This is a genomic window from Cellulomonas sp. plas2 (assembly GCF_057221735.1).
This window is the reverse complement of the sequence record NZ_CM170155.1, coordinates 2,391,484-2,407,009: the sequence shown is the minus strand read 5'-3', so window position 1 is coordinate 2,407,009 and position 15,526 is coordinate 2,391,484. Positions and strand designations below refer to the sequence as shown.

Annotated in this window: 10 protein-coding genes; 8 read left to right on the top strand and 2 right to left on the bottom strand. The window is 76.9% G+C overall.

Annotated elements, in window-relative coordinates:
- Window positions 1–30 precede the first annotated feature (30 nt).
- The 4 genes from AC2TDM_RS10795 to AC2TDM_RS10780 all read left to right on the top strand — a co-directional run bounded on the left by AC2TDM_RS10795 (window position 31) and on the right by AC2TDM_RS10780 (window position 4,890).
- A complete protein-coding gene (locus AC2TDM_RS10795) occupies window positions 31–2,946 on the top strand; it encodes a DNA translocase FtsK (RefSeq protein ID WP_484634600.1) in 2,916 nt (971 codons plus the stop codon).
- Between the two features lie 20 nt (window positions 2,947–2,966).
- Window positions 2,967–3,581 carry a CDP-diacylglycerol--glycerol-3-phosphate 3-phosphatidyltransferase gene (pgsA, locus tag AC2TDM_RS10790; protein WP_373308391.1) on the top strand — a complete coding sequence of 205 codons (615 nt, stop codon included), beginning with the start codon at window positions 2,967–2,969 and terminating at the stop codon, window positions 3,579–3,581.
- A gap of 92 nt (window positions 3,582–3,673) precedes the next feature.
- Window positions 3,674–4,165, top strand: coding sequence for a CinA family protein (locus AC2TDM_RS10785; protein WP_090030515.1), 492 nt, complete (start codon window positions 3,674–3,676; stop codon window positions 4,163–4,165).
- Between the two features lie 383 nt (window positions 4,166–4,548).
- Window positions 4,549–4,890: a helix-turn-helix domain-containing protein gene (locus AC2TDM_RS10780; RefSeq protein ID WP_090030205.1), complete on the top strand. Its 342-nt coding sequence runs from the start codon at window positions 4,549–4,551 to the stop codon at window positions 4,888–4,890.
- A gap of 122 nt (window positions 4,891–5,012) precedes the next feature.
- Here the strand turns inward: AC2TDM_RS10780 and AC2TDM_RS10775 are convergent, their stop codons facing one another.
- Window positions 5,013–5,936, bottom strand: coding sequence for a DNA-formamidopyrimidine glycosylase family protein (locus AC2TDM_RS10775; RefSeq protein WP_484634599.1), 924 nt, complete (start codon window positions 5,934–5,936; stop codon window positions 5,013–5,015).
- 135 nt (window positions 5,937–6,071) lie between these two features.
- Window positions 6,072–11,126 (bottom strand): Lhr family ATP-dependent helicase, encoded by a 5,055-nt coding sequence (locus tag AC2TDM_RS10770; protein ID WP_484634598.1) that lies wholly within the window; start codon window positions 11,124–11,126, stop codon window positions 6,072–6,074.
- Window positions 11,127–11,336: 210 nt separating this feature from the next.
- On the opposite strand from AC2TDM_RS10770, the gene AC2TDM_RS10765 reads away from it, so the two are divergent.
- The 4 genes from AC2TDM_RS10765 to rny all read left to right on the top strand — a co-directional run bounded on the left by AC2TDM_RS10765 (window position 11,337) and on the right by rny (window position 15,523).
- The gene (locus tag AC2TDM_RS10765) at window positions 11,337–11,570 is read left to right on the top strand and encodes a DUF3046 domain-containing protein (RefSeq protein WP_090030209.1); all 234 of its coding nucleotides are present in this window, start codon (window positions 11,337–11,339) and stop codon (window positions 11,568–11,570) included.
- 306 nt (window positions 11,571–11,876) lie between these two features.
- Window positions 11,877–12,920, top strand: coding sequence for a recombinase RecA (gene recA / locus AC2TDM_RS10760; protein WP_090030519.1), 1,044 nt, complete (start codon window positions 11,877–11,879; stop codon window positions 12,918–12,920).
- 16 nt (window positions 12,921–12,936) lie between these two features.
- A complete protein-coding gene (locus tag AC2TDM_RS10755; RefSeq protein WP_090030211.1) occupies window positions 12,937–13,527 on the top strand; it encodes a regulatory protein RecX in 591 nt (196 codons plus the stop codon).
- A 259-nt stretch (window positions 13,528–13,786) separates the two neighbouring features.
- A complete protein-coding gene (gene rny, locus AC2TDM_RS10750) occupies window positions 13,787–15,523 on the top strand; it encodes a ribonuclease Y (protein WP_484634597.1) in 1,737 nt (578 codons plus the stop codon).
- The last annotated feature ends 3 nt before the right edge of the window (window positions 15,524–15,526 follow it).

Genomic DNA, 15,526 nt, shown 5'->3' with positions numbered 1-15,526 from the left:
CCGGGCGCGTCGCTGGCTACGGTGAGCACCATGGCCTCCCGTCCGTCCTCCGGCACCGCCGTGCGACCCTCGCGCGGGGCGACGGCCGCGGGCCGGGCCCCGTCCTCGTCCCGCCCGGGGTCCTCCTCGCGGCCCGGCACAGCCGGCCCGGGCCGCAGCGCGCTGCCCGTCCGCGTGCTGCGCGGCGCCTGGATGGGCGTCGCGCACGTCGTCGGCGGGACCGCCCGCCGCGTCGGGCGGGGCGCCCGCGACCTCGACCCGGCCCACCGGCGCGACGGCGTGGCCTTCGCGCTGCTGGGGCTGGCCGTCGTGGTCGCCGCGCGCGAGTGGTGGGGGCTGTCGGGCACGGCGGGGGACGTCGTGCACGCCGTCGTCGCCGGCACCTTCGGCGTGGTCGGCGTGGCGGTGCCCGTGGGGCTGCTGGCCCTGGCGGTCCGGCTCATGCGGCACCCGGACCAGGTGGAGACGACCTCGCGGCGGTCGGTGGGCGTCGGCGCGCTGGTCGTCGCGGTCTGCGGTCTGGTGCACCTCGAGGCCGGGCTGCCGGCGCCCTCGGCCGGCTTCGCGCCGGTGCGGGCGGCGGGCGGCGTCGTGGGCTACCTCGTCGCGACGCCGCTGGAGCACCTCGTCTCCGCGGTCGTGACCGTGCTCCTGCTGCTGCTCCTCGCGTTCTTCGGGGTCCTGGTCGTCACCGCGACGCCGGTGCACATGGTCGTGCCGCGCCTGCGGCACGCCTACGCCTGGGCCACGGGCGCCCACCGGTACGCCGAGGACGAGGACGAGGGCGGCGACACCCCGACCGCCGTGCTCGAGCCGGGCGCACGACCGTCGCGGCGCGGCGGTGCCGCCGGTCGCGGGGGTGCCTCCGCACCTGCCGACGACAGCGGCGACCTGCCGGCGGTGGGGGCCGGGTCGACGGCGATGCAGGGCACGGGCACGGGCACGGACGGCGCGACCGCAGGCCGCCCGGGCCTGCGCGAGCGCCTGCGCCGCCGCGCGACCCCGCGGGCCGAGGAGGTGCAGGGCGACACGGACGCCCTGCTGGACCACTACGCCGGCGACGAGGCGTACGAGCAGGCCGTCGCGGTGGCCGGGGTCGACGACGCGGGTGTCGCGGTCGCGGCGGCGGCGCTCGCCGCGCGGCGGGACGCCGGCGCCGACCGCCACCCCGACACCGTGCCGACCTCCGTCCTCGGGGCGCGGGACTCGTCGCCGGGCGCGTCGTCTCGCCCGTCAGCGGGCTCGGACGGCGATCCCGACGAGGACCGGGGCGGGCGCGAGGCCACGGCGGCGGCGCTCGTCGCCCCGCCCACCACGGGGGTGCCCAGCGGCGTCCAGCCCATGCTCGAGGGCGACGTGCTCTACACGCTGCCGCCCGAGGACGCGCTGGCCAAGGGTGCGCCCCACAAGGTGCGCTCGGCCGCCAACGACCGCGTCGTCGACTCCCTGACGTCCGTGCTCGAGCAGTTCGAGATCGACGCGCAGGTGACGGGCTTCACCCGCGGCCCGACGGTGACGCGGTACGAGGTCGAGCTCGGGCACGGCGTGAAGGTCGAGCGGGTGACGGCGCTCTCGCGCAACATCGCCTACGCGGTCGCGTCCGCCGACGTGCGCATCCTCTCGCCGATCCCCGGCAAGTCGGCGATCGGCATCGAGATCCCGAACACGGACCGGGAGACGGTCTCGCTCGGCGACGTCTTGCGCTCCGGCGCGGCCCGCCGGGTCGAGCACCCCATGGTCATCGGCGTCGGCAAGGACGTGGAGGGCGGCTACGTCGTGGCCAACCTCGCGAAGATGCCCCACCTGCTGGTGGCCGGCGCCACCGGCGCGGGCAAGTCGAGCTTCGTCAACTCGATGATCGTCTCGATCCTCATGCGCTCCACGCCGGAGCAGGTGCGGATGATCCTCGTCGACCCCAAGCGCGTCGAGCTCACGCTGTACGAGGGCATCCCGCACCTCATCACCCCGATCATCACCAACCCCAAGAAGGCCGCCGAGGCCCTCGAGTGGGTGGTGCGGGAGATGGAGGCGCGCTACGACGACCTGGCGATGTTCGGCTTCAAGCACATCGACGACTTCAACGTCGCCGTGCGCGCGGGCAAGGTGCAGCCGCTGCCCGGCTCCGAGCGGAAGATCGCGCCGTACCCCTACCTGCTCGTGATCGTCGACGAGCTGGCCGACCTCATGATGGTGGCGCCCCGCGACGTCGAGGCCTCCATCCAGCGCATCACGCAGCTCGCGCGCGCGGCGGGCATCCATCTCGTGCTGGCCACGCAGCGCCCGTCGGTGGACGTCGTGACCGGGCTCATCAAGGCCAACGTGCCCTCGCGCCTGGCCTTCGCCACGTCGTCGCTCACGGACTCCCGCGTCGTCCTCGACCAGCCCGGCGCGGAGAAGCTCATCGGCCAGGGCGACGCCCTCTTCCTCCCGATGGGCGCCGCGAAGCCCATGCGCACCCAGGGCGCCTGGGTGTCGGAGTCGGAGATCCACGCGGTCGTCGAGCACGTCAAGGCGCAGCTCAAGCCGGTCTACCGCGAGGACGTCGCCGTCGCCGCGCCGAAGAAGCAGGTGGACGACGACATCGGCGACGACCTGGAGCTGCTGCTGCAGGCCGCGGAGCTCGTCGTGACGAGCCAGTTCGGCTCCACGTCGATGCTCCAGCGCAAGCTCCGCGTCGGCTTCGCGAAGGCGGGGCGGCTCATGGACCTCCTGGAGTCCCGCGAGGTCGTCGGGCCGTCGGAGGGGTCGAAGGCGCGCGAGGTGCTGGTGCAGCCGGAGGAGCTGCCGACGGCGCTGGCCATGCTGCGCGGCGAGCCGTTCGAGGACGACGAGCCGTCGGCGCCCTCGCGTCCGGCACCGGCCGGGCAGGGCTCGCCGGGTGCCACCGGCGAGGGCTTCCCGGGCGACCCGCCCGTGGCGCGTGACTGGTACGACGACGAGGCGTGACCAGCGGGTCCTCGCCTAGGGTGGTGGACGTGCCCCCCGCGACGGCCTCGTCCCCGTGGACCGCCGCGAACGTCGTGACCATGCTGCGCATCCTGCTGGCCCCGGCGTTCGCCGCGGCCCTGGCGGTCGACGGCGGGCAGGACCTGCGGTGGCGGCTGGCGGCGCTGGGGATCTTCGTCCTGGCCGCCGCGACCGACCGGGTCGACGGGTGGCTGGCCCGGCGCTCGGACTCCGTGACCGACCTCGGCAAGATGCTCGACCCCGTGGCGGACAAGCTGCTGGTCGGTGCGGCGCTGGTCCTGCTGTCGTGGCAGGGCGCGCTCGCGTGGTGGGTGACCGTCGTCGTCCTCGTCCGGGAGCTGGGGATCACCGTGCTGCGCATGGTGCTCCTGCGGTACGTCGTGCTGCCCGCGTCCCGCGGCGGCAAGCTCAAGACGGTGCTCCAGACGGTGGCCATCGGCCTGTACCTGCTGCCGCTGGACCGCCTGCCGCTCGTCGTGGACGTGCTGGCCGCGGTCGTCATGGCGGTGGCGGTGCTCGTCACCGTGCTGACAGGGGTCGACTACGTCCGGACCGGGCTGCGCGTGCGGGCGGAGCAGCGCGCGGTGCCACCTGCTGTCACCGGCCGCCCGTGACCCGACAGCGCGGTGACGACGGCGCCGGCGACGCGGGAGCCGGCGTGGCGCCGGGCGCAGCACCGGGCGACGCCACCACCGGCGAGGGGCCGGTGCTCGCCGAGCGCCTGCTCGCGGCGCTCCTCGGGCGGCGGTGGACCGTCGGGACGGCGGAGTCGCTCACGGGCGGGCTGGTCTCCGCGGCGCTGGTGTCCGTGCCGGGCGCGTCGGCCGTCCTGCGCGGCGGGGTCGTGGCGTACGCCACCGACCTCAAGGGGTCGGTGCTCGGCGTCCCCGGGCCGCTGCTGGCCGCTCGAGGTGCCGTCGACCCGGACGTGGCCCACGCCATGGCCGCGGGGGTACGCCGGGTGCTCGGGACGGACGTGGGACTGGCGACGACGGGGGTGGCCGGGCCGGGCGGCCAGGACGGGCACGCCCCGGGCGAGGTGCACGTCGCGGTCAGCACGCCGCGGGGCGACGAGGTCCGCTCGCTGTCCCTGCCGGGTGCCCGGGCGGCGGTCCGGGCCGCCGCCGTCGCCGCCGTGCTGGGGCTCGCCCTCGAGGTCGTGGGCGAGGACGGACATGGGGGAGCGCCACGCCGCTGAGGCGGGGCTGTGGGTCCGCGGACGTCGTCGGAGCACCCGGCACACGAGGCGGCCCGACGTGCGACGGTCGTGAGCTCCACCGACCACGCCCCTCTGCCCCGTTCTGTCCGGGATCGTCCCGACGAGGTACCGGCCTCGGCTGGGGAGAGAACGGCGGGGGGAACACGCGTGGGGGTCCGGGCGTTGGACCACTCGTGATGTCAGCGGAGCGGTCGATGGTGCGGCCGAGGGCGCGTGTCGGTGCGCCACGGTACGTTAAGGACGTCGGCCCGTCGGGTGCCGGCGGGCAGGTGGTGCGGGACGGGTCGGTCGGCCGGGACTCCGGTCGTGTCCTCCGTGCCGAGGTCCAGGGAGCAGGACGTGGCGCGGGAGGAGGGATCCAGATGGTCGTACTGCGTCGTGAGATCGGTGACGTGCTGCGGGACGCGCGGCAGCGGCAGGGTCGGACCCTGCGCGAGGTGTCGTCGGCTGCTCGGGTGTCCCTCGGGTACCTGAGCGAGGTCGAGCGTGGTCAGAAGGAGGCGTCGTCGGAGCTGCTCCACAGCATCTGCTCGGCGCTGTCGGTGCCGATGTCGTCGGTCCTGCGTGAGGTGAGCGACCGGATCGCCGTCGCCGAGGGCCTGCACATCCCGGACACGGTGCCCGCCGATCTCGAGGTGCGCGTCCGGCGCGCCGGGGACGGCGACTGGGACCGGCCGCGGGCGGAGCTCGCGCCCGTCGGCTGACGGCCACGTCCGCCGGCGTCGGCGGCAGAGCACGATCAGGGGCGCCGCACCCGCAGGGGTGCGGCGCTCCTGGCGTTCGTGCCCGAGCCACCGGGCGTCGTGCGCCTCGGCGGCGCGACGGCTCAGTGCCGGCGGCGTTCGGCGGCGGCGACGCCCGTCCAGCGGTGCACGATCGGCGGTGCGGGCCGGTGGTGCGGGTCCGCCTGGCACACCGGGCACCAGGTCGTCGGCCGTGCCGTCGGGAGCACCCCCACGGAGCCCTCCACGAGGGGGGTGCGGCAGCGCGGGCACGGCCGGCCGGCGCGCTGGTGCACCCGGGCCAGCTCCTCCCCGGCCGCCACCGAGCGCCGCATCTGCGCCCGCGCGGCTCGCAGCACGAGGTCCGGCCGGTCCACCTCCACGGCCGGCGTCCAGGGCCACACCCGCCGCGCGAACAGCGACTCGGCCGTCCAGATCGTCCCGAGGCCCGCGACGACCGTCTGGTCGAGGAGGACCTCCGCGACCGGGCGGCCGCCCTGGCGGTCCCATCGGCGCAGCGCCTCCTCGAGCCCCGGACCCTCCCAGCGTCGTCGCCCCGGGTCGTCGATCCCGACGGGCGTGGGGGCGAGCGGGGGCAGCGTGGGTGTCGGCTCCTCGGGGTCGGGAAGGAAGTCGTCGTCGAGGACGTCCGGTCCGAGGTGACCCACGAGGGTCACCTCGTCCGTGCTCCGAACGACGTCGAGCATCCCGAGCAGGTGGCCGACGGCCGTCCACGGCCCCGCCGCGAGCACGGCGCGCACCTTGGGCGAGCGCGCGGCCGCCTCCGACGAGCCCGTCCGGACGACGCGCCAGTAGCCGTCCATCCGCAGGTGCGTGTGCAGCGTGCGTCCGTCCGACACCCGCGTGAGCAGGTGCTTGCCGTAGGGCCGGGTCTCCAGCACGGTGCTGCCGGTGAGGTCGACCGTCGCCGCGGACGGCCACCGCAGGTCGCTGCGGTCCAGCACCCCGTCCCGCAGCGCGAGGTCGAGCCGCGCCGCCGTCCGGCGCAGCGTGTCACCCTCGGGCACGGTCACCCTCCCGGCGTCGGCCCGCTTGCGTCCGATCGCCCGTACCTGCGGCCACGCCTGCGCCCACGCCTGCGGCCACGCCTGCGCCCACACCTGCGCTCACACCTGCGCCCACCCGTGCGCCCGTCGCCGTCCTCACGCCTGCCCCCGGATGCTGAGCCCGCGCGGGGTGGCGAGGAAGCCGGCGGCGAGGAGCGCCTCGCCGAGCGGTGTGCGGAGCGTGCCCCCGCCGAGCACGTCGACGCCGTCGGCGCGGGCGATCGTGATCCGGCCGATGCCGCGGCTGCGCACCGTGGCGACCAGGGCCTGCGCGGCGGCGTGCAGCACGGCCGGTGACCGGTCGAACGACAGCACCGTGCGCCCGCCGCGCTCGAGGTACAGCACGAGGTCCCCGTCGACCAGGACGACGAGCGCGCCCGCCTTGCGCCCCGGTCGGTGCCGGCCGGTGGTGCCGGACCCCTCGGTCTCCGCGGGCGGGTCCGGCCACGCCAGGGCGGCACCGTAGGGGTTGGCGGGGTCGGTGGCGGCGAGCACGACCGACCACGGCACGTCCTCGCGGCGCTCGGCGCTCACCGGGGTGGTCCACGGCAGGTCGGGGCCCTCCGTCGACCGCTCGGACTCCTCCCGGGCGTGCTCGCGCGCCCGGGTGACGACCTCCGCGTCCGTGCGGAGCCGGTCGACCGCGCCGGGCAGGGCGAACTGCGACCCGCCCAGGCGCTCGACGAAGTAGCCGCGCCGGACCTGGCCCGCCGCCTCGAGCGCGACCAGCACGCGGTACACCTGCGCGAACCGGGAGCCGATGCCCTCCGCGGGTGCCACGGCGCGCGTGAGCACGCCGTGCCGGTCGAGGAGCTGGGCGGCCAGTGCGTGCGCGCGCACGGTCGGGTCCTCCTCCCGCACCGGCAGGAGCGACCAGCGGCCACCCGCAGCCCCCGCGTGGAGCGCGGCGGCCGTCACGGCGTCGCCCCGTACGGCCGCCGTTCCCTGCGTGTCCGGACCGACGGCGACGCCCCCGTCGTGGGCGGTGCCGGCACCGCCCCCCGGCAGGGGCAGGCCGCCGAGGCGGCCCGCGGTCCGCAGGCCGAGCCGCGGCCGCAGCGGACGGCTGCGCGGCGCGGCGCTGCGGGTGCGGTGGGCGGTGGAGCCGGTGCCCAACCAGGCCCGCAGCGGCGCCAGGGAGTCGTTGGTGACGTGACCGGCCCACACGAGGTCCCACAGGGCGGCGGCGACCGACGCCGACGGCACCGGCCCGGGCAGGGCCGCACCCACCCGTCCTGCCAGCGCCGTGAGGAAGAAGGCGCCCCCGCCCTCCAGCGCCGCCAGGACCGCGCGGTGCAGGTCGGTCAGCTCCGCCTCGGCGTCGGGCAGCGGGAGCGTGAGGTCGGCGACGGCGGTCGGGTGCAGCGAGACCAGCCCGTCGTGCCCGCTGAGCGCCCCGTGCCCCGCCCACACGACCTCACCCGCGGCCGTCAGCTCGTCGAGCATGGCCGGGACGTAGTCGGCCACGCGCGCGGGCAGCACGTGCGTCTCGAGCGCGGACGCCGGCAGGACCGCCCCGGCGAGCTGCTCGACGACCCGGGCGACGCCGTCGACCCCGCGGTGCACCGCCGCACCGGCGCTGCGGGCGGGCCCCACCGCGGGCCGGACGCCGTGCCACCGGGGCAGGAACACGCCCAGCGCGGCAGGCTCGACGGGCTCGACCTGGGCCCGCAGGACCGCCAGGCTGCGCCGCCGCAGCGTGCGCAGGACCTCGGCGTCGCAGTACTCGTCGCCCGTGCCGCCCAGCACCTCCGGCCGGAGCCGGCCCTGGGCGACGACGCGTGCGGACTCCAGCCGCCGCAGCACGTCCTGGACCACCGCCACCCCCAGCCCGAAGCGGGCGGCGAGCGCGTGCGCGGTGAACGGGCCGTGCGTGCGGGCGTGGCGTCGCACCAGGTCGCCGAGCGGGTCCGGCAGGACCTCCGTGAACACCTCCGGCACCCCGACGGGCAGGGCGACGCCGAGCGCGTCGCGCAGGCGGCCGGCGTCCTCGACGGCCGCCCACTGCTCGGCGTCGTCGGGCGCGACCCCGCCGAGGCGCACGCGGATGGCCCGCCGGGTGCGCTCGAGCTCCTCGAGCCACCCGCGCACCTCGTCCGCGACCTCGGCGCGCGTGCGCTCGAGCACGGCGGCCGAGGTCAGCGGACCGTGCCGGCGCAGGACGTCCGCCACCTGCTCGAGGGTCCCCGCCCGCCGGTCCGGGGCGGTGCCCGTCACCTCGGCCTCCGTCTGCTCGACGGCCTGCGGGTCGAGCAGGTCGGCGAGCTGGGACTCCCCGCCCTGGCCGAGGAGCTCGGCCAGCAGCGTCGGGTCGAGGGTGAGGGCCGCCGCCCGGCGCTCGGCGAGCGGTGCGTCGCCGTCGTACAGGAACTGCGCGGTGTAGCCGAAGAGCAGCGTCTGGGCGAAGGGGGACGGGTGCGGGGTCGTGACCTCGACGACGCGGATGCGCCGGGCCGCGACGTCCCGCATGAGGTCGGCGAGGGCGGCGGTGTCGAAGTCGTCCTGGAGGCACTCCCGCACCGCCTCGAGCAGGATGGGGAACTCCGGGTGCCCGGCCGCCACCTGCAGCAGCTGGGCCGACCGCTGACGCTGCTGCCACAGGGGCTGCCGCCGGTCCGGCCGCCGGCGGGGGAGCAGCAGCGCCCGGCTAGCGGCCTCCCGGAACCGGGCGCCGAACATGGCCGACCCGCCGAGCTCCGAGCGGACCAGATCCAGCACCTCCTCGGGCTCGACGAGGAGGTCCGCGACGGTGATGGCCGGTCCCGACCCGTCCGGGTCGGCGGCGCCGGGGTCCCAGGTCTCGGCGTCGAGCACGTCGGGCAGGCGCAGGACGATCCCGTCGTCGGAGTGCAGGGCGGCCGCGTCCACGCCGAACCGCTCGCGCAGGCGGGCGCCGATGACGAGGGCCCAGGGGGCGTGCACGCGCGCGCCGAAGGGCGAGTGCAGGACCACCCGCCAGTCGCCGAGCTCGTCGCGGAAGCGCTCGAGCACGAGCGTGCGGTCGGTGGGCACCTGGCCCGTGGCCTCCGCCTGCTCGCGCACGTACGTCAGCAGGTTGTCGGCGGCCCAGCCGTCGAGGCCGGCGGCCTCGGCCCGGGCCCGGGCGTCCGCGTCGTCCAGCGCGACGAGCTCGCGCACCCAGCCGCCCATCGCGCGGCCGAGCTCGACGGGCCGGCCCGGGGAGTCGCCCTTCCAGAAGGGCAGCCGGCCGGGGACGCCGGGTGCGGGGCTGACGAGCACGCGGTCGGGCGTGATCTCCTCGATGCGCCAGGTGCTCGACCCGAGGGTGAAGGTGTCGCCCACGCGGGACTCGTACACCATCTCCTCGTCGAGCTCCCCGACGCGCCGGCCGCCGCGCTGCCGGCCCGCGCCGGTCTCCGCGTCCGCCGGGACGTCCGTCGTCGTCGCGCCCGCGGCGAGGAAGACGCCGTACAGCCCCCGGTCGGGGATGGTGCCGCCGCTGGTCACCGCCAGGCGCAGCGCCCCCGGCCGGGCCGTCAGCACGTCGGTGACCCGGTCCCAGACGACGCGCGGGCGCAGCTCGGCGAACTCCTCGCTCGGGTAGCGCCCCGCCAGCATGTCGAGCACCGCGCGCAGGGTCGCGTCCCCGAGCGTGACGTAGGGGGCCGCCCGGCGGACGACGCGTGCCAGGTCCTCGACCGGCCAGTCCTCGACCGCCACCATCGCGACGACCTGCTGTGCCAGCACGTCGAGGGGGTTGGCCGGCACGCCGAGGGGCTCCAGCTCCCCGCGCCGCATGCGCTCGGCCGTCACCGCCGCGGGCACGAGCTCGCCCCGGAAGGTGGGGAAGACGACGCCGCGCGACACGGCGCCCACCTGGTGCCCCGCCCGTCCCACGCGTTGCAGGCCGCTCGCCACCGACGGGGGCGACCCGACCTGGACCACGAGGTCGACCGCGCCCATGTCGATGCCGAGCTCGAGCGAGCTCGTCGCGACGACCGCCGGCAGGCGCCCTGCCTTCAGCTCGGACTCCGTGCGGGTGCGCTCGGCGCGGCTCATGGAGCCGTGGTGCGCACGGGCGAGGACCTGCGCGGCGTCCGCCGTGTCGATCCCCGCGGACGCGCCGGACTGCGCCTGCACGGCGGCGGCGTGCAGCGTGCCGCGGTCCGGCACGTCGACGCCGTGGCGTTCCGCCCAGATCTCGTTCATGCGCGCCGTCAGGCGCTCGGCGCCGCGCCGGGAGTTCGTGAAGACCAGCGTGGAGCGGTGACCGCCGACGAGGTCCACGACGCGTTCCTCGACGTGGGGCCATATCGACGCGCGCGGCGTGCCGCCACCGCCCTGCCCGGTGAGGTCGAGCTCCCCGGCCGGGACCGCCCCCTCCGGCGTGGGCCGGTCGTGCGCCGGACCCGCCGACGCGATGTCGCCCAGGTCGGGCACGGGTACGACGACGTCGACCTCGATCGTCTTCGTCGACGGGGGCTGGACGACCCGGACGGGACGCCCGCCGTCCTCGATCGCGCGGGCGCCGCCGAGGAAGGCGGCCACCGCGTCGACGGGCCGGACGGTCGCGGACAGGCCCACCCGCTGCGCCGGCCCGGGGCCGCCGGGAGCCTCGAGCAGCGCGTCGAGGCGTTCGAGCGACAGCGCGAGGTGGGCGCCCCGCTTCGTGCCCGCCACCGCGTGGATCTCGTCGAGGATGACCGTGCGCACGCCGCTCAGGCCGGCGCGCGCGGCGGAGGTCAGCACGAGGTACAGCGACTCGGGCGTCGTGATGAGGATGTCGGGCGGCTGGGTGGCGAAGGACCGGCGCTCCGCGGGCGGCGTGTCCCCGGTGCGGATGCCCACCGTCACGTCGGGCAGCGACCGGCCCAGCCGGGTGGCGGCCTGGCGGATGCCGACGAGCGGCGAGCGCAGGTTGCGCTCCACGTCCGTGGCCAGGGCCTTGAGCGGCGAGACGTACAGCACGCGGCAGCGGCGGACCGCCTCCTCGACCGGCGGACCGGTGAGCAGCCCGTCGAGCGCCCACAGGAACGCGGCGAGCGTCTTGCCCGAGCCGGTGGGGGCGACGACCAGCGCGTGCGCCCCGCCCTGCACGGCCTCCCAGGCGCCCGTCTGGGCCGCCGTGGGCGCGTGGAAGGCCCCGGCGAACCAGCTCCGGGTCGGCTCGGAGAAGCCCTCGCTCAGCACGGCGTCATCGTCGCAGCCACCACCGACACGCGCGCGACGCCCCCGGCGGACGCACAGGCGCGCGTCGCAGCTGCACGGGCGTGGCTGCACGGGAGGCTGCACGGGAGGCTGCACGGGAGGCTGCACCGGAGGCCGCACGGGCGTGGTGCCCCGCGCCGCGCGGCGGGTGACGGCGGGCGCGGGCCGCGGGTCGGGTGGCAGGCTGGTGCCGTGACGTACCGCGAGTTCTGGGCCCTGGTCGACGAGGTGCTCGGCCGCGCGCAGGGGCGGGTGCTCGCCCAGGAGCTCGTGCTCGGGGCGGTCGGCGGGCGCTCCGCGCAGGAGGCGCTCGACGCCGGGGTCCCGCCCCGCGACGTGTGGCACGCCCTGTGCGACGCCCTCGAGGTGCCCGACGCGCGCCGGTGGGGGCAGGACGACCGCCGGCCCGCTCCTCCGTCCCGCTGAGGGCGCGCGTCGGCGACGAGGCGAAGGGGCGGTCCGGGCGCTGCGGGGGCGGGAGGGCCGGCGTGCGGAGGCGCGGACGCCACGGCGTGTCGCACGTCGTCGAACATGCGTACGGCTAGAGTCGTGCACGGCTGACACCGGTCGGTGCCGCGTCGAGCCGTCCCCAGCCCCCGTCGCGGGGGCACCCGGACGCCCGGCGCCGCGTCCCGGCCGGCGTGTCGGTGGTCGGGCATACCGTCAGCCGCGTCAGAGACCAGCCCCCGCAGGCCGCAGCGCACCCGCTGCCCAGGACGACAGGTGGACGCCATGCCCGTAGCACCCAAGGACCGCGAGAAGGCTCTCGAGGTCGCCCTCAGCCAGATCGACCGCCAGTTCGGCAAGGGGTCGGTGATGCGCCTCGGCGACGAGGGGCGCGCCCCCGTCGAGGTCATCCCCACGGGCTCCATCGCCCTGGACGTGGCGCTCGGGATCGGCGGCCTGCCCCGCGGCCGCGTCATCGAGATCTACGGCCCGGAGTCGTCCGGCAAGACGACGGTGGCCCTGCACGCGGTGGCCAACGCCCAGCGCGCCGGCGGGATCGCCGCCTTCATCGACGCGGAGCACGCGCTGGACCCGGAGTACGCGAAGAAGCTGGGCGTCGACACCGACGCGCTGCTCGTCTCGCAGCCGGACACGGGTGAGCAGGCGCTCGAGATCATGGACATGCTGATCCGCTCCGGCGCGATCGACATCGTCGTCATCGACTCGGTCGCCGCCCTCGTGCCCAAGGCCGAGATCGAGGGGGAGATGGGCGACAGCCACGTCGGCCTCCAGGCGCGGCTCATGTCGCAGGCGCTGCGCAAGATCACCGGTGCGCTCAACTCCTCCGGCACCACGGCGATCTTCATCAACCAGCTGCGGGAGAAGATCGGGGTCTTCTTCGGCTCCCCCGAGACCACCACCGGCGGCAAGGCGCTGAAGTTCTACGCCTCCGTGCGGATGGACATCCGCCGCATCGAGACCCTCAAGGAGGGCACCGACGCGGTCGGCAACCGGACCCGGGTCAAGGTCGTCAAGAACAAGTTGGCGCCGCCCTTCAAGCAGGCCGAGTTCGACATCCTCTACGGCGTCGGGATCTCCCGGGAGGGGAGCCTCATCGACATGGGGGTGGAGCACGGCTTCGTCCGCAAGTCGGGTGCCTGGTACACGTACGAGGGCGACCAGCTCGGCCAGGGCAAGGAGAACGCGCGGTCGTTCCTGCGCGACAACCCCGAGCTGGCGGACGAGCTGGACAAGAAGATCAAGGAGAAGCTGGGGGTCGGCGCCCGCGTCGACGCCCCGGCGGACGACGCGGTCCCGGTCGACTTCTGACCGTGCCCGCCCTCTGATGGTGACAGGGACGAGGCGGGGCCGGGGGCGGCCGACGGACGAGCCGCCCCCGACCGGCTCCGCCCTGCAGGACCGGGAACCCGACGCCGAGGCCGTCGCGCGCGCGGTCGCGCTACGGCTGCTCACGGGTGCCGCGCGCAGCCGGCACCAGCTGGCCGAGGCGATGGCCCGCAAGGACGTGCCCGAGGACGTGGCCGAGCGCGTGCTCGACCGCTTCACCGAGGTCGGGCTCGTCGACGACGCGGAGTTCGCCCGGGTCCTCGTGCGCACGCGCCAGGCCGAGCGCGGGCTCGCACGGCGTGCCATCGGCGCCGAGCTGCGTCGTCGGGGCATCGACGAGGAGACGGCGGCCGAGGCCCTGGCGACGGTGGACGCCGACGACGAGGAGCGGGCCGCGCGCGGCCTCGTGCGCCGGCGGCTGGCCGCCACCGCCGGTCTGGACGCGCAGGTCCGCGTCCGGCGGACCGTGGCGGCCCTCGGTCGCAAGGGGTACGCGCCCGGACTGGTGCTGCGGCTCGTCCGCGAGGAGCTGGCGGCCGGGACCGACGGTGTGAGCCTGCCCGACACCGACGAGCTGGGCATGGACTAGCCCGGCACGGACAGGAGAGGGCGCGGCGGCGTCGGCTCGTCGTGAGCGGCCGGTCGTCACGAGCCGGTCGTGCACGAGCCGGTCGTGCACGAGCCGGTCGTCGCGAGCGGGTCGCGGGCGGGTCGCGAGCGGTCGTCGGGCCCGCCGGTCCTGCACGGGCGGGGCGGGCGCGGCGCGGTCGGCGACGACGGCAGGGCTGCGTGGGCGAGGATGAGCCCTCCGGCCGCGCCGCGGCCCCGTCGACGTCGAGGAGGTGGACGTGCCGTCAGCCCCGGTCGTCGCCACGGTGGTGGTGCTGGTCGTGCTCGTGCTCGCGGCCGTCCTGGTGCTCGGCGCCCGTCGGGCGGCGGGCGGTCGTGCCCCGGCGCAGGACGGGCGCGAGGAGGCGCTGCACGGCCGCGAGGAGGCGGTGCGGCGGCGCGAGGAGGCGCTCGGCGACCGGGAGCGCGCGGTGGCGTCCCGCGAGGGAGCGGTCGAGCAGCGCTCGTCCGACCTGCGGCAGGCGGAGGCCGCCCTCGCGGTGCGGGAGGCGGCGGTGGGCGCCCTCGCGGCGCGGACGGAGGCCGGTGCCGCACGCCTCGCCGAGGACCAGGAGCGGGTGGCGGCGGCGCGCCGGCTCGCCGACGAGATGGCCGAGGGGGCCCGCCGTGCGGCGGACGGTGTGCTGGCCGGCGCCCGTCGAGAGGCGGGGGAGGTGCTGACGGGCGCTCGCCGCGAGGCCGACGACGTGCTCGCAGCGGCTCGCCGCGAGGCGGGCGACCTGCTGGCCGACGTGCGGCGGCAGGTGGCCGGCACGCGCGAGCAGGCCCGGCAGGACGCGGAGGCCGTCGTCGCGGCGGCGCAGGCGGAGGCGCTGCGGACGGTGGAGGCGACGGCGGGCCTGGACGTGGAGGAGGCGCGGGAGGAGCTGCGGCGCCGGCTCGTGGCCGACGCCGAGCGCGACGCCGAGGCGCAGGTGCGCCGCCTGGAGGCGGCCGCCCGCCGGTCCGCCCAGGCGAGGGCGACCCGCGCCGTCACCACGGCGGTGCAGCGGCTCGCGGGCCCGTCGAGCTCGGCGGTCTCGGTCGTCAGCGTCCGTCTGCCCGCGCCCGAGCTCAAGGGACGGGTGATCGGCAAGGAGGGGCGCAACATCCGTGCCTTCGAGGCCCTGACCGGCGTGGACGTCCTCGTCGACGAGGTGCCGGGGACCGTGGTGCTGTCCGCCTTCGACGCGGAGCGACGGGAGGTCGCCCGCGTCGCCATGGAGGCCCTCCTCCTCGACGGCCGGATCAGCCCGCCGCGGATCGAGAGCGCGTACGCCGACGCGCTCGCGGGTGCCGACGACCGCACGGAGGCGGCCGGCCACGCGGCGGCGGCGCGCGCCGGGGTGGCCGACCTGCACCCCGAGCTCGTGCGCACGCTGGGCCGGCTGCGGCTGCGGACGTCCTACGGGCAGGACGTGCTCGAGCACCTCGTCGAGTGCGCGCTGCTCGCGGCGGCCCTGGCGGCCGAGGTGGGGGCGGACGTCGCGCTGGCGCGGCGCGGGGCGTTCCTGCACGACGTCGGCAAGGCGCTGACGGCCGAGCTGCCGGGCACGCACGCCGAGGTCGGCGCGGCCCTGGCCCGCCGGTGCGGCGAGAGCGCGGCGGTCGTCAACGCCATCGCCGCGCACCACGACGAGGTCCGTCCCGAGACCGTGGAGGCGGTGCTCGTGCAGGTCGCCGACGCGATCTCCGCCGCCCGGCCGGGCGCCCGGCACGACGAGCTGGACCAGTTCGTCGAGCGCATGGGGCGCCTGGAGAGCCTCGTCGCCGAGCACGGCGGCGTCCGCCGGGCGCTGGCCATGTCGGCCGGGCGCGAGGTGCGCGTCGTCGTCGAGCCCGAGGAGGTGCGGGACGAGGACCTGCCGCGGCTGGCGGACGCGATCGCCCGGCACATCGAGCAGGACCTCAGCTATCCGGGGGAGATCCGCGTGACGGTCGTGCGCGAGCTGCGCGCGAGCGCCACGGCGGGCTGAGCC